General features: G+C 71.1%; 20 protein-coding genes, 1 tRNA gene and 1 riboswitch. Of the genes, 13 read left to right on the top strand and 8 right to left on the bottom strand.

What is annotated here, in order from left to right; genetic code table 11:
• Window position 1: 1 nt before the first annotated feature.
• Window positions 2-457 carry a type II toxin-antitoxin system PemK/MazF family toxin gene (locus tag ACWDUZ_RS12290; RefSeq protein ID WP_451631743.1) on the bottom strand — a complete coding sequence of 152 codons (456 nt, stop codon included), beginning with the start codon at window positions 455-457 and terminating at the stop codon, window positions 2-4.
• Window positions 458-669: 212 nt separating this feature from the next.
• Between ACWDUZ_RS12290 and ACWDUZ_RS12285 the strand changes: the two genes are divergently transcribed.
• Window positions 670-1,422, top strand: a complete 753-nt coding sequence (locus ACWDUZ_RS12285; protein ID WP_451631742.1) for an MBL fold metallo-hydrolase — start codon at window positions 670-672, stop codon at window positions 1,420-1,422.
• A 66-nt stretch (window positions 1,423-1,488) separates the two neighbouring features.
• Here the strand turns inward: ACWDUZ_RS12285 and ACWDUZ_RS12280 are convergent, their stop codons facing one another.
• Both ACWDUZ_RS12280 and ACWDUZ_RS12275 read right to left on the bottom strand, forming a co-directional pair.
• Window positions 1,489-2,799, bottom strand: a complete 1,311-nt coding sequence (locus ACWDUZ_RS12280) for a PTS transporter subunit EIIC (RefSeq protein ID WP_451631841.1) — start codon at window positions 2,797-2,799, stop codon at window positions 1,489-1,491.
• A gap of 143 nt (window positions 2,800-2,942) precedes the next feature.
• Window positions 2,943-4,238, bottom strand: coding sequence for a PTS transporter subunit EIIC (locus ACWDUZ_RS12275; RefSeq protein WP_451631741.1), 1,296 nt, complete (start codon window positions 4,236-4,238; stop codon window positions 2,943-2,945).
• Between the two features lie 182 nt (window positions 4,239-4,420).
• Here ACWDUZ_RS12275 and ACWDUZ_RS12270 point away from each other — a divergent pair, with 182 nt between their 5' ends.
• The 4 genes from ACWDUZ_RS12270 (at window position 4,421) to rdgB (ending at window position 6,722) form a co-directional block, all read left to right on the top strand.
• On the top strand, window positions 4,421-4,699 hold the full coding sequence (locus ACWDUZ_RS12270; RefSeq protein WP_451631840.1) for a glucose PTS transporter subunit EIIB: 279 nt from the start codon (window positions 4,421-4,423) through the stop codon (window positions 4,697-4,699).
• A 95-nt stretch (window positions 4,700-4,794) separates the two neighbouring features.
• Window positions 4,795-5,532 carry a ribonuclease PH gene (rph, locus tag ACWDUZ_RS12265; protein ID WP_451631740.1) on the top strand — a complete coding sequence of 246 codons (738 nt, stop codon included), beginning with the start codon at window positions 4,795-4,797 and terminating at the stop codon, window positions 5,530-5,532.
• A 154-nt stretch (window positions 5,533-5,686) separates the two neighbouring features.
• Window positions 5,687-6,097, top strand: coding sequence for a hypothetical protein (locus ACWDUZ_RS12260; RefSeq protein WP_451631739.1), 411 nt, complete (start codon window positions 5,687-5,689; stop codon window positions 6,095-6,097).
• Between the two features lie 22 nt (window positions 6,098-6,119).
• A complete protein-coding gene (rdgB, locus tag ACWDUZ_RS12255) occupies window positions 6,120-6,722 on the top strand; it encodes an RdgB/HAM1 family non-canonical purine NTP pyrophosphatase (protein ID WP_451631738.1) in 603 nt (200 codons plus the stop codon).
• A 47-nt stretch (window positions 6,723-6,769) separates the two neighbouring features.
• Here rdgB and ACWDUZ_RS12250 read toward each other — a convergent pair.
• The 3 genes from ACWDUZ_RS12250 to bcp all read right to left on the bottom strand — a co-directional run bounded on the left by ACWDUZ_RS12250 (window position 6,770) and on the right by bcp (window position 7,895).
• Window positions 6,770-6,853: transfer RNA gene (locus tag ACWDUZ_RS12250), tRNA-Leu, on the bottom strand.
• Window positions 6,854-6,908: 55 nt separating this feature from the next.
• Window positions 6,909-7,280, bottom strand: coding sequence for an HNH endonuclease (locus ACWDUZ_RS12245; RefSeq protein ID WP_451631737.1), 372 nt, complete (start codon window positions 7,278-7,280; stop codon window positions 6,909-6,911).
• 147 nt (window positions 7,281-7,427) lie between these two features.
• Window positions 7,428-7,895 carry a thioredoxin-dependent thiol peroxidase gene (gene bcp / locus ACWDUZ_RS12240; protein ID WP_451631736.1) on the bottom strand — a complete coding sequence of 156 codons (468 nt, stop codon included), beginning with the start codon at window positions 7,893-7,895 and terminating at the stop codon, window positions 7,428-7,430.
• Window positions 7,896-8,025: 130 nt separating this feature from the next.
• On the opposite strand from bcp, the gene ACWDUZ_RS12235 reads away from it, so the two are divergent.
• The 3 genes from ACWDUZ_RS12235 (at window position 8,026) to ACWDUZ_RS12225 (ending at window position 9,276) form a co-directional block, all read left to right on the top strand.
• Window positions 8,026-8,355: a DUF3618 domain-containing protein gene (locus tag ACWDUZ_RS12235; protein ID WP_451631735.1), complete on the top strand. Its 330-nt coding sequence runs from the start codon at window positions 8,026-8,028 to the stop codon at window positions 8,353-8,355.
• Window positions 8,356-8,398: 43 nt separating this feature from the next.
• Entirely contained in the window at window positions 8,399-8,755 is a 357-nt protein-coding gene (locus ACWDUZ_RS12230) for a GroES family chaperonin (protein ID WP_030167393.1), read from the top strand.
• A 102-nt stretch (window positions 8,756-8,857) separates the two neighbouring features.
• A riboswitch (guanidine-III (ykkC-III) riboswitch) is annotated at window positions 8,858-8,919 on the top strand.
• 36 nt (window positions 8,920-8,955) lie between these two features.
• Window positions 8,956-9,276 carry a DMT family transporter gene (locus ACWDUZ_RS12225; RefSeq protein ID WP_451631734.1) on the top strand — a complete coding sequence of 107 codons (321 nt, stop codon included), beginning with the start codon at window positions 8,956-8,958 and terminating at the stop codon, window positions 9,274-9,276.
• Between the two features lie 67 nt (window positions 9,277-9,343).
• On the opposite strand, the gene ACWDUZ_RS12220 is transcribed toward ACWDUZ_RS12225, so the two are convergent.
• On the bottom strand, window positions 9,344-11,665 hold the full coding sequence (locus tag ACWDUZ_RS12220; RefSeq protein ID WP_451631839.1) for a transglycosylase domain-containing protein: 2,322 nt from the start codon (window positions 11,663-11,665) through the stop codon (window positions 9,344-9,346).
• Window positions 11,666-13,009: 1,344 nt separating this feature from the next.
• On the opposite strand from ACWDUZ_RS12220, the gene ACWDUZ_RS12215 reads away from it, so the two are divergent.
• The 4 genes from ACWDUZ_RS12215 to ACWDUZ_RS12200 all read left to right on the top strand — a co-directional run bounded on the left by ACWDUZ_RS12215 (window position 13,010) and on the right by ACWDUZ_RS12200 (window position 16,520).
• Window positions 13,010-13,810, top strand: coding sequence for an ABC transporter permease (locus ACWDUZ_RS12215; protein ID WP_451631733.1), 801 nt, complete (start codon window positions 13,010-13,012; stop codon window positions 13,808-13,810).
• Window positions 13,811-13,892: 82 nt separating this feature from the next.
• A complete protein-coding gene (locus tag ACWDUZ_RS12210; protein ID WP_451631732.1) occupies window positions 13,893-14,711 on the top strand; it encodes an ABC transporter permease in 819 nt (272 codons plus the stop codon).
• Between the two features lie 15 nt (window positions 14,712-14,726).
• Window positions 14,727-15,737, top strand: coding sequence for an ABC transporter ATP-binding protein (locus tag ACWDUZ_RS12205; RefSeq protein ID WP_451631731.1), 1,011 nt, complete (start codon window positions 14,727-14,729; stop codon window positions 15,735-15,737).
• A 33-nt stretch (window positions 15,738-15,770) separates the two neighbouring features.
• On the top strand, window positions 15,771-16,520 hold the full coding sequence (locus ACWDUZ_RS12200; protein ID WP_451631730.1) for a DUF1707 SHOCT-like domain-containing protein: 750 nt from the start codon (window positions 15,771-15,773) through the stop codon (window positions 16,518-16,520).
• A 144-nt stretch (window positions 16,521-16,664) separates the two neighbouring features.
• Here ACWDUZ_RS12200 and ACWDUZ_RS12195 read toward each other — a convergent pair whose 3' ends face one another.
• Window positions 16,665-18,011 (bottom strand): SGNH/GDSL hydrolase family protein, encoded by a 1,347-nt coding sequence (locus ACWDUZ_RS12195; RefSeq protein ID WP_451631729.1) that lies wholly within the window; start codon window positions 18,009-18,011, stop codon window positions 16,665-16,667.
• Between the two features lie 495 nt (window positions 18,012-18,506).
• Between ACWDUZ_RS12195 and ACWDUZ_RS12190 the strand changes: the two genes are divergently transcribed.
• The gene (locus tag ACWDUZ_RS12190) at window positions 18,507-19,859 is read left to right on the top strand and encodes a DUF445 domain-containing protein (protein WP_451631838.1); all 1,353 of its coding nucleotides are present in this window, start codon (window positions 18,507-18,509) and stop codon (window positions 19,857-19,859) included.
• The last annotated feature ends 123 nt before the right edge of the window (window positions 19,860-19,982 follow it).

Below are 19,982 nucleotides of genomic sequence, written 5' to 3'. Positions count from 1 at the left end.
CTCAGCCGGCCAGGTACCGCACCTGGTCCCAGAGCACCGGGTCCACGACTCCCACCCGGCGCCGGAAGTCCCACACGGGCACCTCACGCACCTCGTCGGTCTCCAGGAAACTCGTCCGCCCCTGCGCGTCGCCCACCGAGCCCGGTGGCAGGGGAATCACCCCGGCCCGCTCGTCGTGGTACCGGCTGGTGATCTTGGCGACCCGGGCGCGCTTGCCGTGCACGGACAGCACCAGACACGGTCGGTCCCCGGCCCCGGAGCCCTCCTCGTGGGGCACGTTCGCCCACCAGATCTCCGCCGGCTGCGGCCGGGCGGCACCACCCCGCCCCAGCGCGCGCCCCGGCGGACGCGACCTGCGTCGGGCGGGCCTGCGCCCTCGCCCCCACCCGTCCACGAGCGTGGCGACGAGCGCGAGCAGCACCACTGCCGCGAGCGCCAGCCACCACGACGTGTCCATAAGGATGACGGTACCGGCGCGAGACCTCCAGCGCGCGCCCTCTTTCACACCTCTTGTGACCCACGTCCAGCCGAACCGGTGACACCGCAGGTGAGTTCGCCCACAACCGCCCTTGCCGTAGGAGCTACCGGCCGTTTCGCGCCTTACGCTCGACGGACCGCACGACCCTCGTCACCTTCTGTATCTTTCCCGCCAGCGGAGGTTTCTTCTCCATGAAGCTCACCGTCGTCGGCTGCTCGGGGTCGTTCCCGTCCGCGGAATCGGCCTGTTCGAGCTACCTCGTAGAGGCCGACGGCTTCCGGCTGCTCCTCGACCTGGGCAACGGCGCCCTCGGCGATCTGCAGCGCTACAGCGGTCTCTACGACCTCGACGCGATCTTCCTGAGCCATCTGCACGCCGACCACTGCATCGACATGTGCGCCTACTTCGTCGCGCGCTACTACCGGCACGACGGCGGGCCCTGCGACCCGCTGCCGGTCTACGGCCCCGAAGGCACCGAGCACCGGCTGACCACCGCCTACGGCGACACCCCCACCGCCTCGTCCATGAGCGAGGTCTTCGACTTCCACACGGTCAAGCCGGGCACCTTCGACATCGGCCCCTTCACCGCGCACACCGAACTGGTGGCCCACCCGGTGGAGGCGTACGCCATCCGGCTCGAGCACGGCGGCCGCGCCCTGACCTACTCGGGCGACAGCGGCGTCAGCGAGGCTTTGGTGGAACTCGCCCGGGACACCGACCTGTTCCTGTGCGAGGCGGCCTTCACGGACGGCAAGGAATCGATCCCCGACCTCCACCTCAACGGCCGCGAGGCGGGCGAGATCGCCGCCCGCGCCCGGTCCCGCCGCCTCGTCCTCACCCACATCCCCCCGTGGACCGACCCCCAGATCAACCTCGCCGACGCCCGCGCGGTCTACGCCGGTCCGGTGGAACTGGCGGTGCCGGGAGCGGTGTACGAGATCTGACGCCGCGACGACACGAGAAGACCCCCGAGCAGCGCGCTCGGGGGTCTTCTCACATCCGGGGCGGACTCACGCCTTGGTGAGGTCCTCGACCTCCTCCTCGGGCTCGCGGCCCGGGGTGGGGAGGTTGAACTTGACGATGGCGAAGCGGAAGACCACGTAGTAGATCACCGCGAAGACCAGGCCGAGCGGGATGATCACCCAGGGCTTCGTCGCCAGGTTCCAGTTCAGGGCGTAGTCGATGAAGCCCGCGGAGAAGGTGAAGCCCGCATGCACGCCGAGCGCCCAGGTGATGGCCATGGACGCCGCCGTCAGCACCGCGTGGATCGCGTACAGCACCGGGGCGATGAACATGAACGAGAACTCGATCGGCTCGGTGACACCGGTCACGAACGAGGTCAGCGCGACCGACACCATCATGCCCAGCACGGCCTTGCGGCGCTCCGGACGGGCCGAGTGCGCGATGGCCAGGGCGGCGGCCGGCAGGCCGAACATCATGATCGGGAAGAAGCCCGACATGAACTGGCCGGCATGCGGGTCACCGGCGAAGAAGCGGTTCAGGTCGCCGTGGACGACCTGACCGGCGGAGTTGGTGAAGTCGCCGATCTGGAACCACGAGACGGTGTTGACGAACTGGTGCATGCCGACCGGGATCAGCGCACGGTTGACCAGACCGAACAGGCCCGCGCCCACGGCGCCCAGACCGGTGATCCACTTGCCGAGATCGGCGATGACGTCACCGATGGGCTGCCAGCCCACCACGACCAGGACACCCAGCGCGGTGCCGACGAAGGCCATGATGATCGGGACCAGACGGCGGCCGTTGAAGAAGCCCAGCCAGTCGACGAGCTTGGTGCGGTGGAAACGCTGCCAGATCACGGCCGACAGCAGACCGAGGATGATGCCGCCCAGCACGCCCGGGTTCTGGTACGACGCCGTGGTGATCTCGGAGCCGTGCTTCCACACGCCGCCGAGACCGGTCGAGACGAACTCGGCGCCCTTCGGCACGCCGTCCTCGATCGGGAACTGGTGGATCACCGTGTAGTAGGTGAGGAACCCGACGACGGCGGCGAGCGCGGTGGAGCCGTCGGCCTTCTTGGCGAAGCCGATGGCCACGCCGATGCAGAACAGCAGCGGCAGACCGAGCGAGGCATCCAGCAGCGCGCCACCCGCACCCGCGAACACCTTGGCAACCTTGTCCCAGCCAAGTCCGTCGGCGCCGAACACATCCGGCTGTCCCAGGCGGAGCAGGATGCCCGCCGCCGGCAGCACGGCGATCGGAAGCTGAAGGCTTCGGCCCACTTTCTGCAGGCCCTGGAACAGGCCTGAACCCCGCTTCTTCGCGGGAGCCGCCGACGATGTCGCGGTGGCGGTGCTCATTCGTCCTCCATCGGGTGGTGGTCTACACCACTCAGTGGTGTAGACCTGTTGTAGCACGATGAAGGTGAGGTAAGGAACCCGCGAACTTGCGACCGTTCCGCTACGGGCCGTAGGGGCCCCGATTGGGTCGATGAACAGGGCCATCAGGCCCTCGTGGTGTCCTCCACTTCCTCCTCCGGCTCACGCCCCGGAGTCCGCAGGTCGAACCTCGTGATCGCGAAACGGAAGACCGCGTAGTACACCGCCGCGAAGCACAACCCGATCGGCACGATCGCCCACGGCCGGGTCGCGAGGTTCCAGTTGATCACGTAGTCGATCAGGCCCGCCGAGAAGCTGAACCCGTCGTGCACCCCCAGCGCCCACGTCACCGCCATCGACACACCCGTCAGCACCGCGTGCACCGCGTACAGCAGCGGAGCGATGAACATGAACGAGTACTCGATCGGCTCGGTGATCCCCGTGACGAACGAGGTCAGCGCCACCGACAGCATCAGCCCGCCGACCTCCTTGCGCCGGCCCGGCCGTGCGGTGTGCGTGATCGCCAGCGCCGCCGCGGGCAGCGCGAACATCATGATCGGGAAGAAGCCCGAGGTGAACTGGCCCGCGTCCGGATCCCCCGCCAGGAACATGTTGATGTCACCGTGCACCACCGTCCCGTCGGGCTTGGTGTAGCTGCCGAACTGGAACCACAGCGGCACGTTCAGGAACTGGTGCAGACCGATGACCAGCAGCGCCCGGTTCGCCAGGCCGAAGATCCCGGCACCCCAGGCCCCCGCGTCGTGCAGCCAGTCGCTGAAGCTCTCCAGACCGTCACCGATCGGCGGCCACACCCACAGGCACAGGGCGGCGAAGAGGATCGCCACGAACGCCATGATGATCGGCACCAGCCGGCGGCCGTTGAAGAAGCCCAGCCAGTCCACCAGCCGGGTCCGGTGGAAACGCTGCCAGAAGAAAGCGGACAGCAGCCCCATCACGATCCCGCCGAAGACCCCCGGATTCTGGTACGTGAACGCCGTCACCGTCCCGCTCGCCGCCTGGCAGCCGGTCGCCACCACCTTCGCGCCCGCGGGACAGGTGACCGGGAACTGGTGCAGGACGTTGTAGTAGACGAGGAAGCCCGCCACCGCCGCCAGCGCGGTCGAGCCGTCCGCCTTCCGCGCCATGCCGATCGCCACACCGACGCAGAACAGCATCGGCAGCCCCAACTGGCCGTCCAGCAGCGCGCCACCCGCTCCCGCCATCACCTTGGAGACATCGGTCCAGCCCAGCCCGTCCGCGCCGAACACATCCGGCTGCCCCAGCCGGTTCAGGATGCCCGCGGCCGGCAGCACCGCGATCGGCAGCTGAAGACTGCGGCCCATCTTCTGCAGACCCTGGAACAAGATGTTCCAGCGCTCACGCACCGGAGAGACCCCGGCGTCGGCGCTGTCCGCACTCATGGGCGTACTCCCCGGTCCGCTCCTGGACACGGCGCCCGCCCGCTCCCGGGCACGGCACCGTGTCCGACCCGCGTTTGGCCACCGCGCCAACGGTGGTGTAGACCAGTTGACGGACGGTTCCGCTGTCGTGAACGCCATCCTTGGGCACCCACGGCACGACCGCTCGCGAAGATGGGCCAACTGTGGGTTACTGCCACAAAGCGGTTTCGGAATCAGGGAGAAGGAACATGGCCAGCAAGGCTGAGAAGATCGTTGCCGGGCTCGGCGGCATCGACAACATCGAGGAGGTCGAGGGCTGCATCACCCGCCTTCGCACCGAGGTCAACGACGCCTCGCTGGTCGACGAGGCCGCGCTCAAGGCGGCAGGCGCCCACGGCGTCGTCAAGATGGGCAACGCCATCCAGGTCGTCATCGGCACCGACGCCGACCCCATCGCCGCGGAGATCGAAGACATGATGTGACCCCTCAGCGGTCCGCACGGACCGCGGGTCCACCTGGAAGGGGCTCTTCCCGATGTGGGAGGAGCCCCTTCCGCGCGGGGGACTAGGCTCGGCGCATGTCACGAATCGACGGCCGCAACCCCGAACAACTCCGCCCGGTCACCATCGAACGCGGCTGGAGCAAGCACGCCGAAGGCTCCGTCCTCGTCTCCTTCGGCGACACCAGGGTCCTGTGCACCGCCTCCTTCACCGAAGGCGTCCCGCGCTGGCGCAAGGGCAGCGGCGAGGGCTGGGTCACCGCCGAATACGCCATGCTGCCCCGCGCCACCAACACCCGCGGCGACCGCGAGTCCGTCAAGGGCAGGATCGGCGGCCGCACCCACGAGATCAGCCGCCTCATCGGCCGGTCCCTGCGCGCCGTCGTCGACTACAAGGCACTCGGCGAGAACACCGTCGTCCTGGACTGCGACGTCCTCCAGGCCGACGGAGGCACCCGCACCGCGGCCATCACCGGCGCCTACGTCGCCCTCGCCGACGCCGTCGCCTGGGCCCAGGGCAAGAAGCTGATCAAGCCCGGCCGCCAGCCGCTCACCGGCACCGTCAGCGCGGTCTCGGTCGGCATCGTCGGCGGCGTCCCCCTCCTGGACCTCCGCTACGAGGAGGACGTGCGCGCCGACACCGACATGAACGTCATCTGCACCGGCGACGGCCGCTTCGTCGAGGTCCAGGGCACCGCCGAGGCCGCACCCTTCGCCCGCGAGGAGCTCAACGCCCTGCTCGACCTCGCCGTGGCCGGCTGCACGGACCTCGCCGCGATCCAGCGCACCGCCCTCGAAAGCGCACGCGAGAAGTAGAAGACCGAGAACAGAAGCGACAAGAAGAGTAAAGGGAGCCTCAAGGCAGGCGACCGTCGAGGGCAACCCAGGCCACCCGGCCCGCGTCCCTACCGGTACGGGCGCACGGCACCACCGCCGTACGCCCGACCACCACAGGGGAGGGAACCGAACCATGGCCGCGAGCCGCCGCCGACGACGCCCGGTCCGCACCACCGCCATCGCCGCCACCACGGCCGCCGTGGCCCTCGCCGTCACCGCGCTCACCGGATGCGAGGCGGTCGACAAGGCCCTGGACTGCCTCCGGACCGCCGACTCCATCGCCGACAGCGTCACCGACCTCCAGCAAGCGGTCCAGAACGCGTCGAACGACCCCACGCAGACCGACGAAGCCCTCGCCGCCATCGAGAAGGACCTGAAGAAGATCGGCGACAAGACGGACGACGCGGACGTCAACCAGGCCGTCGACGACCTCGGCGAAGCCGTGGACAACGTCCGCACCGCCGTCCGGAACGGCGACAGGACCCCGGACGTCACCCCGGTCACCGACGCAGCCGGCGAACTGACCAAGGTCTGCACACCCTGACCGTCCCCCGATACTGGTGAGCATGACCCGCTTGATCCTCGCCACCCGCAACGCCGGAAAGATCACCGAACTCAGGGCGATCCTCGCCGACGCAGGGCTCCCCCACGAACTCGTCGGCACCGACGCCTACCCGGAGATCCCCGACGTCAAGGAAACAGGCGTCACCTTCGCCGAGAACGCCCTTCTCAAGGCACACGCCCTGGCCCAGGCGACCGGCCTCCCGGCGGTCGCCGACGACTCCGGCCTCTGTGTGGACGTCCTCGGCGGCGCACCCGGCATCTTCTCCGCCCGCTGGTCCGGCCGCCACGGCGACGACCGGGCCAACCTCGACCTGCTCCTCGCCCAGCTCTCCGACATCGCGGAGGAACACCGAGGCGCGCACTTCGCCTGCGCGGCGGCCCTGGCCCTGCCGGACGGCAGGGAGAAGGTGGTGGAAGGCCGACTGCGAGGCACCCTGCGCCACGCCCCCACCGGCACGAACGGCTTCGGCTACGACCCGATCCTCCAGCCGGACGGAGAGTCGAGGACGTGCGCGGAGTTGACCCCCGACGAGAAGAACGCGATCAGCCACCGTGGCAAGGCGTTCCGGGCACTGGTGCCGGTGGTACGGGAGCTGTTGGGCTGAGCTGACCAATGCGCCCCGCACCTTCAGTTCGAAGGTGTGGGGCGAGGTGCGGCCGGAGGGACTCGAACCCTCAAGGGATCTCTCCCACAACATCCTAAGTGTTGCGCGTAAGCCAATTCCGCCACGGCCGCTCAAAATGGTCGTCCTGCTCGACCGGCAGCGTTCAGTGTACGGGCCCAGGGCTCGTTACGCTGCGAGAGGTCGTCTTCCCTTCTGGCGACACCACGTCTCCGTCAACGAGTGGCAGTTGGGGCACAGGTACCGCAGATTCTCTCGACGGTTGTCGCGCCAGTCACCGTTGACGTGGTCGATCTGCAACGTGATCGGCTGCCCGTACTTGCGCCACGGACTGCGTTTGACGAAGTGACTCGTGTCGATCCCATGAGCGGCAACTTTCTCCTGAAGCACCCGCCGTTGGCCTCCGCTACCCGGAAGTCCCAGCTGCCGGAGCAGGTCCGCCCAGTTGCGAGCCTCGGCGACGGCCCGTGCCAGCCGTTCCCTGCTGTACCTGCCCTCTGCCTGCTCCAGTCGTTCGTTGACGTACGCACGGCCTCCCATGGCGCCCCTCCGTGTTCCGTTCTCCGCCGCGTGTTCGTGGCCCGTACGGAGTGACGAACCGGTTATCGGACAGTCACGCACGGAAAGCGGAGCGGCCCGTACCGGTTGCTCGGCACGGGCCGCTCGGGCGGCGGGAGGAACCGCTGCTCAGATGCCCAGATCCTTGATGATCTTGGCTACATGGCCCGTCGCCCGGACGTTGTACAGGGCTCGTTCGACCTTGCCGTCCTCGTCCACGACGATCGTGGAGCGGATGACGCCCATGTACGTCTTGCCGTAGTTCTTCTTCTCGCCGTAGGCGCCGTAGGCCTCGGTGACCTGCTTGTCGGGGTCGGCGAGGAGGGTGACCTTCAGAGACTCCTTCTCGCGGAACTTCGCCAGCTTCTCCGGCTTGTCGGGGGAGATGCCGATGACGTCGTAGCCGGCGCCGGCCAGGAGGTCCAGGTTGTCGGTGAAGTCGCAGGCCTGCTTGGTGCAGCCGGGGGTGAGGGCGGCCGGGTAGAAGTAGACGATGACCTTGCGGCCCTTGTGGTCGGCCAGCGACACCTCGTTGCCGTCGGCGTCGGGAAGGGTGAAGGCGGGGGCCACGTCCCCGGGCCGGAGTCGCTCGGTCATCGAAGCTCGTCTCCTCGTGCGTGCCAATACCGTGTCGGTCCGAGCGTAACCGGGGGTGCCGACAGCGCCGTTCCGGCCGAAGCTGACAGACTGTACTGAACAGGCATCAGTGGACTGCGGAGGCGGTACGGTGGCGGACACGGCGGACACCAGGACCCCGGCTGAGATCGAGGCGGACATCAGGCGCCGTCGCGAGGTGCTGGCCGAGACGCTCGACGAGATCGGCGTGCGGGTGCACCCGAAGACCATCGTCGCGGACGCCACGGCCAAGGTGACCTCCCAGGTCGACCACACCCTGGGCCGGGCCTATGTGCAGGTCAACCGGGTCGTCAGCGATGTGCGCGCCCAGTTCCTCGACGGGGACGGCGCGCCTCGCCTGGAGCGGATCGTGCCGGTCGCGCTGGTCGCCGTGGGAGTCGTCGGGCTGCTCGCCCTGGGCGCGCGCAGGCGCCGGGGCTGACCCAGCGGCGGACGGACATGCTGAAGGCAGGTAGGTTCGAGGCGTGAGCGCCAACAGAAACGAGCACAGCACCCATCACGACAAGCTGCCCATCCGGATGCTGCACGACCGGGTGCTGGTCCGGCAGGAGACGGGCGAGGGCGAGCGTCGTTCGGGCGGCGGCATCCTGATTCCCGCCACGGCGGCGGTGGGGCGCCGGCTGGCCTGGGCGGAGGTCGTCGCGGTGGGACAGAACGTGCGGACCGTGGAGCCGGGCGACCGGGTCCTGTTCGACCCGGAGGACCGGGCCGAGGTGGAGGTGCGCGGCACCGCGTACGTGCTGATGCGCGAGCGCGATCTGCACGCCGTGGCCGCGGACCGGTTCGAGGGGTCGGAGGACTCCACCGGTCTGTATCTGTGAAGTGACCAGGCCCGTCCGCATCCGTGAGTGACCGGGCCCGAGGGGCCGGTGACCGTGGTCGCCGGCCCCTTTGTCGTGCTGCTCGGCCGTTTTGTTCGGCTTGCTAGTCTCGGAGAAGCCCGACGAGACGCGCCGTACCGGGATGCAGGCAAAGACGACGCACCCCCGTTCGTCAGTGAATCGTCTCGGAGGTGCCCGTCGTGGCCTGGGTTCTGCTCGTCGTCGCCGGTCTGCTGGAGGTCGGCTGGTCGATCGGGATGAAGTACAGCGAGGGCTTCACCCGGCCCGTCCCCAGCGTGCTGACCGGGGCGGGGATCGTCGCGAGCATGCTGCTGCTGTCCTACGCCTCCCGCTCCCTGCCCATCGGCACCGCCTACGGCGTGTGGGTGGGCATCGGGGCGGCCGGGGCGGCGGTGCTCGGCATGGCGGTGCTGGGGGAGCCGGCGACCGCCGCCCGGATCTTCTTCGTGTGTCTGCTGCTGGTGGCCGTGGTGGGGCTGAAGGTCACCTCCGGGCACTAGGACGTGTGGTGACAGTCCCGCCTGCCCCGCCCTCCGGGCGGACGACGGGACTGTCACCACAAGCCCTCTAGTGGGCCGGCATCAGGGGGTTCTGGCCTCCCCAGGTGCCCGCGTCGGTGCCGGTGGTCGTCCCGCCGTCGCCGGTGGCGCCGCCGCTCGGACTGTTGCCGCCGGTGGTGCCGCCGCCTGTGGTGGGGGTGGATCCGCCGGTGCCGCCGGTGGTCGGGGTGCTGCCTCCCGCGCCTGTGGTGGTGCCCGTGTCGGTGCCTCCGGTGGTCGTGGTGCCCGCGGTGGTGTCGCCGCCGGTGGTGTCGCCGGGGGTACCGGTGGTGTCGCCCGTGGTGCCGCCGGTCTGGCCCTGCGTCCAGCCCTGGTCCTGGTCCTGGCCCTGGGTGTCCTGGTCGCCGGTGTCCGGGCCGGTGGTGCCGCCGTTGTCCTGGTCGCCGGTGCCGGGCGTCTGCGCCGTGTCGCTGGACGGCGGCGGCTGGGTCCGGTCGGCGCCGGGCTGCACCCGGAGGTCGAAGTCGGACGCCAGGGTGTTCTTCAGGGCGTCGCCCATGAACTGGGCCCAGATGCTGCCGGGCGGGCCGCTACCGTTGATCCGGGCCAGTCCCAGGGCGCCGTAGAGCGGCTTGTGGGCGGCGGTGACCGGGTCCTGGCCCATGACGGAGACCACGGTGGCCAGGTCGGGGGTGTAGCCGGCGAACCAGGCGGCCTGGTCGTTCTCGGCGGTGCCGGTCTTCGCGGCGGCCGGGCGGCCGATCGCCAGCGCGGGAGAGCCGGTGCCGTTCTGGACGACGGACTGAAGGACCGCGGTGGTGGTGTCGGCGGCCTCGCGGCTGACGGCCTGCGTGGCGCTCCGCTCGGGCAGTTCCACGACGTCGGCGCCGTCCTTGGTGATCTTCTTGATGATCGTGTACGTGCCGTGCTTGCCGTGGTTGGCGAGGGTCGCGTAGGCCTCGGCCATGTCGAGGACGCTGGCCCGGGCCACGCCGAGCGCGATGGACGGGCTGCCGATCAGCTCCGGGGTGTCGGAGGGCACGCCGAGGGCGATGGCGGTGTCCTTCACCTTGTCGGCGCCCACGTCGACGGCCATCTGCGCGTACACCGCGTTGACGGACTTGTCGGTGGCCTCGCGGACGGTGATGTTGCCGTAGGAGCGCTGGTCCTCGTTCTCGGGGGCGTAGTAGCCGCCGTTCCAGCCCTGCACGGGCCGCTTGTTGGTGCCGTCGTAGATCGTGTTGGGGGTGATGGGGCGGCCGTCCGCGGTGTCGGAGTGGTTCTGGACGGCGGCGGTGAGGACGAACGGCTTGAAGGTGGAGCCGACCTGGAAGTCCCTGCGGGTGGCGTTGTTGGTGAACTGCTTGACGTAGTCGATGCCGCCGTACAGCGCCACGACCTCGCCGGTCTTGGGGTCGACGGCGGCGCCGCCCGCGCGGACGTACTTGTCGACGGGGTTGTTCTTCTTGTCCAGCTTGCTCATCACCTGGTCGTCGACGGCCTTGACGAAGGCGTTCTGCTTGCTCCTCTGAATCGTGGTGGTGATGCGGTAGCCGCCCGCGGCCAGTTCGTCCTCGCTGAGGATGTGGTTCTTGGCGAGGTAGTCCTTCACGGCGCGGACGAGGTAGCCGCGCTGCCCGGCCATGTTGGTGGGGACGGTGGCCTCCTTCGGCATGGGGAACTTCAGGCCGGCCCGCTCCGAGGCGCTGAGCCAGTTCTCCTTGACCATGCCGTCCAGGACGTAGTTCCAGCGGGCGACGGCGGCGGCCTTGTTCTCGGGGTGCGCGGTGACGTCGTACTCGCTGGGCGCGTTGACGAGCGCGGCGAGGTAGGCGGCGCGGGCCGGGTCGAGGTCCTTGGCCTTGACGCCGTAGTAGGCCTGGGCGGCGGCCTGGATGCCGTAGGCGTTGCGGCCGAAGTAGCTGGTGTTGAGGTAGCCCTCGAGGATCTTGTCCTTGGACTCGTTGCGGTCCAGCTTGATCGCGATGAAGAACTCCTTCACCTTGCGGGTGACGGTCTGTTCCTGCCCCAGGTAGTAGTTCTTCACGTACTGCTGGGTGATCGTGGAGCCGGACTGCTTGCCCTTGCCGGTGGCGGTGTTCCAGCCGGCGCGGATCATCGCCTTGGGGTCGACGGCGGACTCGGTGTAGAAGTCGCGGTCCTCGGCGGCCAGTACGGCGTGCTGGGCGTCCTTGGAGACCTGGGCGAGGGTGACGTTCTCCCGGTTGATGTCGCCGTCGCGGGCGATCTCGGTGCCGTCCGCGTAGAGGTAGACGTTGGCCTGCTTCATGGCCAGGGCGTTGGCGGGCGGGATCTTGACCAGGGAGTACCCGAGGATGAACGCGCCGATCACCAGCAGCAGGACGGTGAGGAACCCGCCGAGAAGCATCCGCCAGGTCGGCACCAGCCGCCGCCATCCGGTCCGCTTGTTCCGCTTGTTCCGCTTCGACTGCTCGGGCCGCTGGGGCGGCTGGGGCCGCTCGTTCCCACCGCCGTCGGCGGGGAGCTGTGCCGCCGGCCCGTCCGTACCGGGGGTGGCCGGGCGGCCCGCCGGTGGGCCGCCCGCGGGGCTGCCCACCGGGCCGGCCTGGCCGGCGGCCCCCGTGCGGGCGGTCGCGCCGGGACCGCCCGCAGCGCCGGCACCTGCGGCCCATGAGGGCCTGAGGACGGTGGTGTCCTCCGTTCCGGAGGCGGGGGCGGGGTCGTGGCGGTTGCCGGTGCCGTGGTTCGTGGCGGCACCGGGACCGGTGGCGGCCCATGAGGGCCTGAGGACGGCGGTGTCCTCGGCTGGGCCCGTGGGCTTCCCGCGGTCGCCCGTGCCGCGGTGGTCCTCGTCGCGGTCGCCCGTGTCGCGGTCCGCGGGGTCGCCGGGGCGCCCGCCCGTCGTGGGTGCCCCGGCCGGCCGCGCGTCGGCGGCCGTGGCGCGGTCGGTCGCGGGGGTGTTGCCGTCACCCCGCCCGGCGGCCCCGGTGTCGCCTCCCTCGGCGGAACGCGCGCGCTCGTCCACGGCGGCGCCCCGGCTGCCGTCGCCATCCGCCGCCGAGGCGCCCGTGCTCTCGGCGGTGGAGCTGTCCGCGTCTCCCGCCGGGCTCCCGGCCGCCCTCTCGAATCGGTCGCCGCGGGCGCCACCCGGCCGCTCACCCGCGCCGGCCTCCGCGCGGCTCCGGCCCGCGGACTCGTCGCGGTCCTGTCCGGCGGTCCGGGCGGAGTCCTGCGCCGTCGATCCGGCGCCGCGCCGCCCGGCGGCTCCCGCGCCGTCCCGGGCCGCGGAACCCCCGGCATCCTCCCCGGCAGTCCCCTCGGCACCCTCTCCGGCGCCTCCGGCAGGGTGCCGCCCCGTGGAGCCCTCGGGCTCCCGGTCGGCGGTCCCGGCGGTGCCCTCGCCCGCGGTCGCGGGCCGGGGTCCGGGTGCGGGCTCCGGCGGCCGGGGTGGGCCGGGCCGGTCCGCGGTCGCCTCCGGTTCGGCGGACCGCGGCTGCGGCTGGGCCTCCGCCTGTGGCTGCTCGGCCTGCGGCTGCGGCTCGTCGCTCATCTCGTGCACGGACTCCTGTTTCGCGTCGTACGTCGCCGTACGCCCTCATGCGCCTTGTGCGCCCCCAGATGAAGACTCTCGTACCAAGCGTTCCGTTCCCGGTCTCGGGCAATTGTCCGAGGCGGAAAACGCGTGGCACGTCGCCTCGCGTGCGCACTAGGCTCCTGCGCTTCGGTGTCGGCGGACCTTGGAGGGCGTGACGTGGGCGCTGGACGGTTGTACGCGGCCGTCGCGGCGGGGGGATTCAGACGGTACGCGACGTATCGGGCGGCCACGGCGGCCGGGGTGTTCACGAACACGGTTTTCGGGCTGATTCTGGTGTACACGTACCTTGCGCTGTGGGATGTCCGCCCGCACCTGGGCGGGTACGACCGAGCGCAGGCCGTGACGTACGTGTGGCTGGGACAGGCCTTTCTGTCCACGCTCGCGATCGGCGGCGGCGGCGTCGAGGACGAACTGATGGAACGCATCCGTACGGGTGACATCGCCGTCGATCTGTACCGGCCCGCCGACCTCCAGCTGTGGTGGCTGGCGGCCGACCTGGGCCGCGCGACGTTCCAGCTGGTGGGGCGCGGGATCGTGCCCTTCGTGTTCGGGGCGCTGTTCTTCCCGGTGGCGCTGCCCACCGATCCGCTGACCTGGGCGGCGTTCCTGGGTGCCGTGCTGCCGGCGATGCTGGTGAGCTTCGGGATCAGGTTCCTGGTCGCGCTGAGCGCGTTCTGGCTGATGGACGGGACCGGCGTGGTGCAGATGGCGTGGCTGGCCGGGTACTTCTGCTCGGGGATGCTGCTGCCGCTGAACGTCTTCCCGGGTGCGCTCGGCGAGGTGGTCCGGGCGCTGCCGTGGTCCTCGCTGCTGCAGGCCCCGGCCGACGTGCTGCTGGGGCACGCCGACCCGCTGAGCACGTACGCGTTCCAAGGAGCGTGGGCGGTGGCGCTGCTGGCGGCCGGGCGGCTGCTGCAGTCGGCGGCGACCCGGCGGGTGGTGGTCCAAGGTGGCTGAGATCACAGGAGTGGGACCCCAGGGGCGCCCCGCGGACGAGGAGACCGAGGCCGCACCGGCACCCGCACTTTCACCCGGACCCGTGTCCCGCAGCCGCCTGGCTGACGGTCTGCGGGCCTACCGCCTGATCGCCGGGATGTGGCTGCGCTCCACGATGGCCTACCGGGCCTCCTTCGTCATGACCACGCTCGGGAACTTCGCGGCGACCGCGCTGGACTTCGTGGCGATCCTGCTGATGTTCTCCCGCGTGGACGCCCTCGGCGGCTACACGCTGCCGGAGATCGCCTTCCTCTACGGGCTGACCAGCATCTCCTTCGGGCTGGCCGACCTCGCGATCGGCTCGATGGACCGGCTGGGCCGGCGGGTGCGCGACGGCACGCTGGACACGCTGCTGGTGCGCCCGGCCCCGGTGCTCGCGCAGGTCGCCGCGGACCGGTTCGCGCTGCGGCGCCTGGGCCGTGTCACGCAGGGCGCCCTCGTGCTGGCCTACGGCCTCGGCTCGCTGGACGTGCACTGGACGGCCCCGAAGGTGCTGCTGATGCCGCTGATGATGCTGGGTGGTGCGGGGATCTTCGGCGCGGTGTTCGTCGCCGGGGCGGCCTTCCAGTTCGTGGCACAGGACGCCTCCGAGGTGCAGAACGCCTTCACCTACGGCGGCACCACGCTGCTCCAGTATCCGCCGACGGTGTTCGCGCGGGAGCTGGTGCGCGGGGTGACGTTCGTGCTGCCGCTGGCGTTCGTCAACTGGCTGCCCGCGAGCTACGTGCTCGGGCGGCCGTATCCGCTGGCGCTGCCGTGGTGGACGGCGTTCGCCTCGCCGCTGGTGGCGGCCGGCTGCTGTGCGCTGGCGGGGCTCGCCTGGCGCGTGGGGCTGCGCTCGTACCGGAGCACGGGAAGCTGAAGGGACGTGGAGCCCATGGAACGGGACGGATGGAGCGGCGGGCCGGACGGGGCGTTCATCGAACTCGACCGCGTCGAGAAGGTCTTCGACGTGCGCAAGAAGACCGGTTTCCTCAAGCGTGAGCGGCGGCGGGTGCGCGCGGTCGACGGGATCTCCTTCTCCGTGGCACGCGGCGAGATGGTCGGCTACATCGGACCGAACGGCGCCGGCAAGTCGACGACGATCAAGATGCTCACGGGCATTCTCACCCCCAGCGGCGGCCGGCTGCGCGTCGCCGGCATCGACCCCTCCCGTGAGCGGACCCGGCTCGCGCAGCGCATCGGGGTGGTGTTCGGGCAGCGCACGACGCTGTGGTGGGACCTGCCGCTGATCGACTCCTACCGGCTGATGCACCGCATGTACCGCATCCCCGACGCCCGTTACCGCGAGAACCTCGACCGCTGTGTCGAACTCCTCGAACTGGCCGGCCTGCTGGACGTCCCCGTGCGCCAGCTCTCCCTCGGCCAGCGCATGCGCGGGGACATCGCGGCGGCCCTGCTGCACGACCCGGACGTCCTCTACCTGGACGAGCCGACCATCGGACTGGACGTCATCAGCAGGGCCAAAGTGCGCGGGTTCCTGCGCGACCTGAACGCCGAGCACGGGACGACGGTGCTGCTGACCACGCACGACCTCCAGGACATCGAGCAGTTGTGCTCGCGGGTGATGGTCATCGACCACGGCCGCCTGATGTACGACGGGCCCCTCGCCGGACTGCACGAGGCGGGCGAGAGCGAACGCACGCTCGTGGTCGACCTGGAGCGGGAACTGCCGCCGATCGAGGTGCCGGGCACGCGGGTGGTGCGCGTCGAGGGGCCCCGGCAGTGGCTGGCCTTCCCGGCCGCCGAGTCGGCGGCGCCGCTGGTGGCGCGGATCGCGGACCGGTACCCGCTGGTGGACCTGTCGGTGCGGGAGCCGGACATCGAGGCGGTGATCGCCAAGATGTACGCTGGTTCGCCGGCCGGTGCGGAGCGTGCGGTGTCGTAGCCTGGCGCGCGGGGAACTCGTAGGCTGCTCCCCATGACCGACGATGCCCCGGAGCTGCGCGCCTCCGACGCCGATCGTGAACGAGTCGCCGAGGTCCTGCGGGACGCCCTCGCCGAAGGACGCCTGGACATGGCGGAGTTCGAGGAGCGCCTGGAGGGGGCCTACAAGGCGCGCACCTACGGGGAACTGGCCCCGCTCACCCGTGACCTGCCCGCCGCGCAGGCCGCCGCCCCTGCGGTGTCCCTGCACAAGGCGCCTGCGGAGAACGGGAGTTGGGCGGGCCGCGTGGTCGGCGGTGAGGGCTCCTCGTCGTGGGCCGTCGCCGTCATGTCCGGGTTCCAGCGCAAGGGTGCCTGGACCGTGCCCAAGCGGTTCAACTGCTTCGCGTTCTGGGGCGGGGGCGAGATCGACCTGCGCGAGGCCAACTTCGCCGACCGCGACGTCGAGATCAACTGTGTGGCGATCATGGGCGGGATGCAGATCATCGTGCCGCCCGGCGTCGAGGTGATCGTGCGCGGCATCGGCATCATGGGCGGCTTCGACCACCGTGAGGAGGGCGTACCGGGGGAGCCGGGCGCCCCGCGCGTGATCGTGACGGGCTTCGCCTTCTGGGGCGGCGTGGGCGTGGAGCGCAAGCTCACCCGGACGGAACGGCTGCGCCTGAAGGAAGAGCGCCGCCAGGAGAGACTGGACCGCCGGGCCGAGCGCCGCGAACTCCAGGCGGCCCGCCGCGAGGAGCGCTGGGAGCAGCGCGACCGCCGCCGTCACCACGGCCACCACTGACGCCCCGGCGTCCCGCACCCGCGTCGCCGCCGTCGCCGTCCGGTACTCCCGTGGGCGTCACCGGCGTCACCGCCGTCCCGAATCCCGTCCCGCTCCCCGTCCGCGCCGTCGCCGTCCCGGACCCCGTCCGCGTCGTCCGGCGGCTCAGACCCCGGTCCGTACCGCCGCGCGCAGGTCCTCGAGGTCGAACACCGCGCCCATCCTGCGATACCCCTGGTCGCTGGGGTGCAGATGGTCCCCGGAGTCGTACACCGCGCGCAGCCGGTGCGGGTCGGAGGGGTCCCGCAGCGCCCGGTCGAAGTCGACGACGGCGTCGTACACCCCGCCGGCCCGGACGGCGTCGTTGACCTGCTGCCGCACCGCCTCCCGGGCCGCCGTCCACTCGGGGCGGCCCCCGACGGGCGTCAGGGTCGCGCCGACGACCTTGAGCCCGTGCGCGTGGGCCTGCCGCACCAGGGCCCGCAGCCCGGCGACGATCTTCGCCGGGGCCGGCGGCTGCCGGTCGCGCAGGATGTCGTTGATGCCGAGGTCGACCACGACGACGCGGGCGTTCGTGCGCTCCAGCACGTCCCGGGAGAAGCGGCGCGGCCCGCTGGGGTTGTCCGCCGGCCGACCGGGCCCGTCGGCGAGTATCCGATTGCCGCTGATGCCCTCGTTGACGACGCTGTAGCGGGGCACGTCCCGGCCCGCGGCGACGGCGGCGCGCAGCCGCTCCGCCAGGACGTCGGTCCAGCGGTGGTTGGCGTCGGCGGTCGAGGTGATGCCGTCGGTGATCGAGTCGCCGAGGACGACGACGGTCCCGTCCGCCCGGTCGCCGAGCAGGTCCAGTGCGGTCAGGTAGCGCCAGTACGGCGTCCGCTCGGTGTACGGCGTGCCGGTGGTGTCCTCGGTGTGGTCGCCCTGGGCGAGGTAGGAGGTCTGGCGGGCGCGCGGATGGTAGGTGACCGGGCCGGAGGGGGTGGGGGAGTAGGTGGTGACCAGGACGTCCGCGTCCTGCGGCACGGCGATGCGGACGGCGTCGCTGACCACCTGCCCGCCCGGCGGGACGACGACGCTCGGCGCGCCGGAGAAGGTGAGCCGTCGCATCGTGCCCGGGGCGGCGGCCGCGGTGCCGGTGCGGGTGCGGGTGCCTCGGGCGGCGACGGCGATCGAGGCGTGGGTGATGCTCAGCGGCGACTGGCCGTAGAGATTGGACAGGGTTATTCGGGCACTCGTACCCCCGACGCTCGTGTGCACCACGTTGCGCACCGAACGGTTCACCATGCCGGCGGGCTCCGTGCCGGGTTCGGCGGCGGCAGGGGCGGCGGCCCAAGCTCCCACCCACACGGCGGTGGAGGCGGGTGCGGCGGAGTCGTGCGGGCCGTGCCGGGGGGCGAGGTGGTCCTCGGACGTGCCGTCGTCGGAGGCGAGCACGCCGTACAGAGCGGCGGAAGCGGCCACGATCAGCGCGACGATCGCGGCGAGCAGGCCGTAGCCGTGAGGCCTGGTCATATGGGTGATGCTCTCCTCCGGCGGGCGGGAGCCCGGCGCTCCGCTCCTCATCCGACAGACGCCGGGAACTTCTGTCGCGTTCCGGGAGTCGGTCAGGCAGGGACAATTGTGTACGGGGCCCGCGGGCGATCATCGAACGGGTGGACCCGCAGGCTCCGGAGTACCCCGGTTGCGGCCGGGACCCTACGGACCGGGATGGAGCGGATCGAAGCGGATCGGAGCGAGCCGGACGACTGACCGGAGCGAGCCGGACGACTGACCGGAGCGAGCCGGACGACTGACCGGAGCGAGTCGGAGGACCGGCCGGAGCGAACCGGAGGACTGGCGTACCGGCGGACCGCATCGGACCGATCGACCGGAGCGGACCGATCGACCGGAGTGGTCCGATCGATCGGATCGGACCGGCCGACCGGACGGGTGGACCGACTCGGAACCGACCGGATCGGAGCCGACCGGATCGGAGCCGAACGGATCGGAGCCGAACGGGTCGAGTGGATGGAACGGTGGATGGAACCAACGACACAGGCCGGCCCGGAAGCGGCGCAGGCGCAGGCGGAGGCCGAGGCCGCCGTCCCGCGTCGCGCGATGACCGTGTTCAGCCCCGCCGACGAGGAGCGCCGGCGCGGTGTGCGCCGGATGAAGCTGACCGCGACCGGACTACTGCTGTTCGTGGCCGTGGTCTACGTCCTGGCCAAGTGGTCCGAGCACCAGGGCGCGGGCGCCTGGGCGGGCTACGTCGCCGCGGCGACCGAGGCGGGCATGGTGGGCGCGCTCGCCGACTGGTTCGCCGTCACCGCCCTGTTCCGCCACCCCCTGGGCCTGCCCATCCCGCACACCGCGATCATCCCCACCAAGAAGGACCAGCTCGGCGTCTCACTGGGTGAGTTCGTCGGCGAGAACTTCCTCTCCGAGGACGTCGTACGGCTGCGGCTGCGCGCCGTGGGGATCGGCAGCCGCCTGGGCGCCTGGCTCGCCCGCCCGGAGCACGCGGACCGGGTGACGGCCGAGCTGGCCACCGCGCTGCGCGGCGCCCTGACGGTGCTGCGCGACTCGGATGTGCAGGCGGTGGTCGGCGAGGCGATCACCCGCCGGGCGGGCGCGCAGGAGATAGCGCCCGGCCTCGGCAAGATGCTGGAGAAGATCGTCGCCGACGGCGGCCACAGACGCGCCGTGGACCTGGTCGTCACACGTGCGCACGACTGGCTGGTGCTGCACGGCGACTCCGTGATGGACGCGGTGCAGGGCGGTGCGCCCGGCTGGACCCCGAAGTTCGTCGACCGCAAGGTCGGGGAGCGCGTCTACAAGGAACTGCTGCGCTTCGTCACCGAGATGCGGGACATGCCCGGCCACCCCGCGCGCGGTGCGCTGGACCGCTTCCTCACCGACTTCGCCTCCGACCTCCAGTCCGACAGCGACACGCGCGCGCGGGTGGAGCGGCTCAAGGGCGACGTGCTGGGCCGGGGCGAGGTCCAGGACCTGATCGCGTCCGCCTGGACGGCCGTACGATCCATGATCGTCGCGGCGGCGGAGGACGAGCGGAGCGAGCTGCGCCTGCGCGTGCGGGCCTCGCTGCTCTCCCTGGGCTCCCGGATGGCCGTGGACCCCAAGGCGCAGGGAAAGGTGGACCGCTGGGTGGAGGGCGCGGCGGTCTACGTGGTGACGACGTACCGCAAGGAGATCACCTCCCTGATCACCGACACGGTGGCGAGCTGGGACGCCGAGCACACCACCCGCAAGATCGAGGCCCACATCGGCCGCGACCTCCAGTTCATCCGCATCAACGGCACGGTGGTGGGCTCGCTGGCGGGGCTGCTGATCTACACGGTGACGCGGGTGCTGGGGGCGTAGGGCGAACGAGCGTGGAGACAGGGTGGGCCGGGGGCCGTGGCCGGTTTGCGACGGCCGGATAGGCCGGTCGGCGGTGCCCCTGGCGTGATCCGTTCACTCGGGGGGAACCCGCATGGCGTTCCG

It is taken from the genome of Streptomyces sp. NPDC003393 (assembly GCF_053589015.1).
This window is presented reverse-complemented; position numbering and strand designations above follow the sequence as displayed.

Excerpts from the sequence above, each read along its gene's own strand:
- ACWDUZ_RS12290 (WP_451631743.1), bottom strand. The coding sequence starts at position 457 with ATGGACACGTCGTGGTGGCTGGCGCTCGCGGCAGTGGTGCTGCTCGCG.
- ACWDUZ_RS12285 (WP_451631742.1), top strand. The coding sequence starts at position 670 with ATGAAGCTCACCGTCGTCGGCTGCTCGGGGTCGTTCCCGTCCGCGGAA.
- ACWDUZ_RS12280 (WP_451631841.1), bottom strand. The coding sequence starts at position 2,799 with ATGAGCACCGCCACCGCGACATCGTCGGCGGCTCCCGCGAAGAAGCGG.
- ACWDUZ_RS12275 (WP_451631741.1), bottom strand. The coding sequence starts at position 4,238 with ATGAGTGCGGACAGCGCCGACGCCGGGGTCTCTCCGGTGCGTGAGCGC.
- rph (WP_451631740.1), top strand. The coding sequence starts at position 4,795 with ATGTCACGAATCGACGGCCGCAACCCCGAACAACTCCGCCCGGTCACC.
- ACWDUZ_RS12260 (WP_451631739.1), top strand. The coding sequence starts at position 5,687 with ATGGCCGCGAGCCGCCGCCGACGACGCCCGGTCCGCACCACCGCCATC.
- rdgB (WP_451631738.1), top strand. The coding sequence starts at position 6,120 with ATGACCCGCTTGATCCTCGCCACCCGCAACGCCGGAAAGATCACCGAA.
- ACWDUZ_RS12245 (WP_451631737.1), bottom strand. The coding sequence starts at position 7,280 with ATGGGAGGCCGTGCGTACGTCAACGAACGACTGGAGCAGGCAGAGGGC.
- bcp (WP_451631736.1), bottom strand. The coding sequence starts at position 7,895 with ATGACCGAGCGACTCCGGCCCGGGGACGTGGCCCCCGCCTTCACCCTT.
- ACWDUZ_RS12220 (WP_451631839.1), bottom strand. The coding sequence starts at position 11,665 with ATGCTTCTCGGCGGGTTCCTCACCGTCCTGCTGCTGGTGATCGGCGCG.
- ACWDUZ_RS12205 (WP_451631731.1), top strand. The coding sequence starts at position 14,727 with ATGGAACGGGACGGATGGAGCGGCGGGCCGGACGGGGCGTTCATCGAA.
- ACWDUZ_RS12200 (WP_451631730.1), top strand. The coding sequence starts at position 15,771 with ATGACCGACGATGCCCCGGAGCTGCGCGCCTCCGACGCCGATCGTGAA.
- ACWDUZ_RS12195 (WP_451631729.1), bottom strand. The coding sequence starts at position 18,011 with ATGACCAGGCCTCACGGCTACGGCCTGCTCGCCGCGATCGTCGCGCTG.
- ACWDUZ_RS12190 (WP_451631838.1), top strand. The coding sequence starts at position 18,507 with ATGGAACGGTGGATGGAACCAACGACACAGGCCGGCCCGGAAGCGGCG.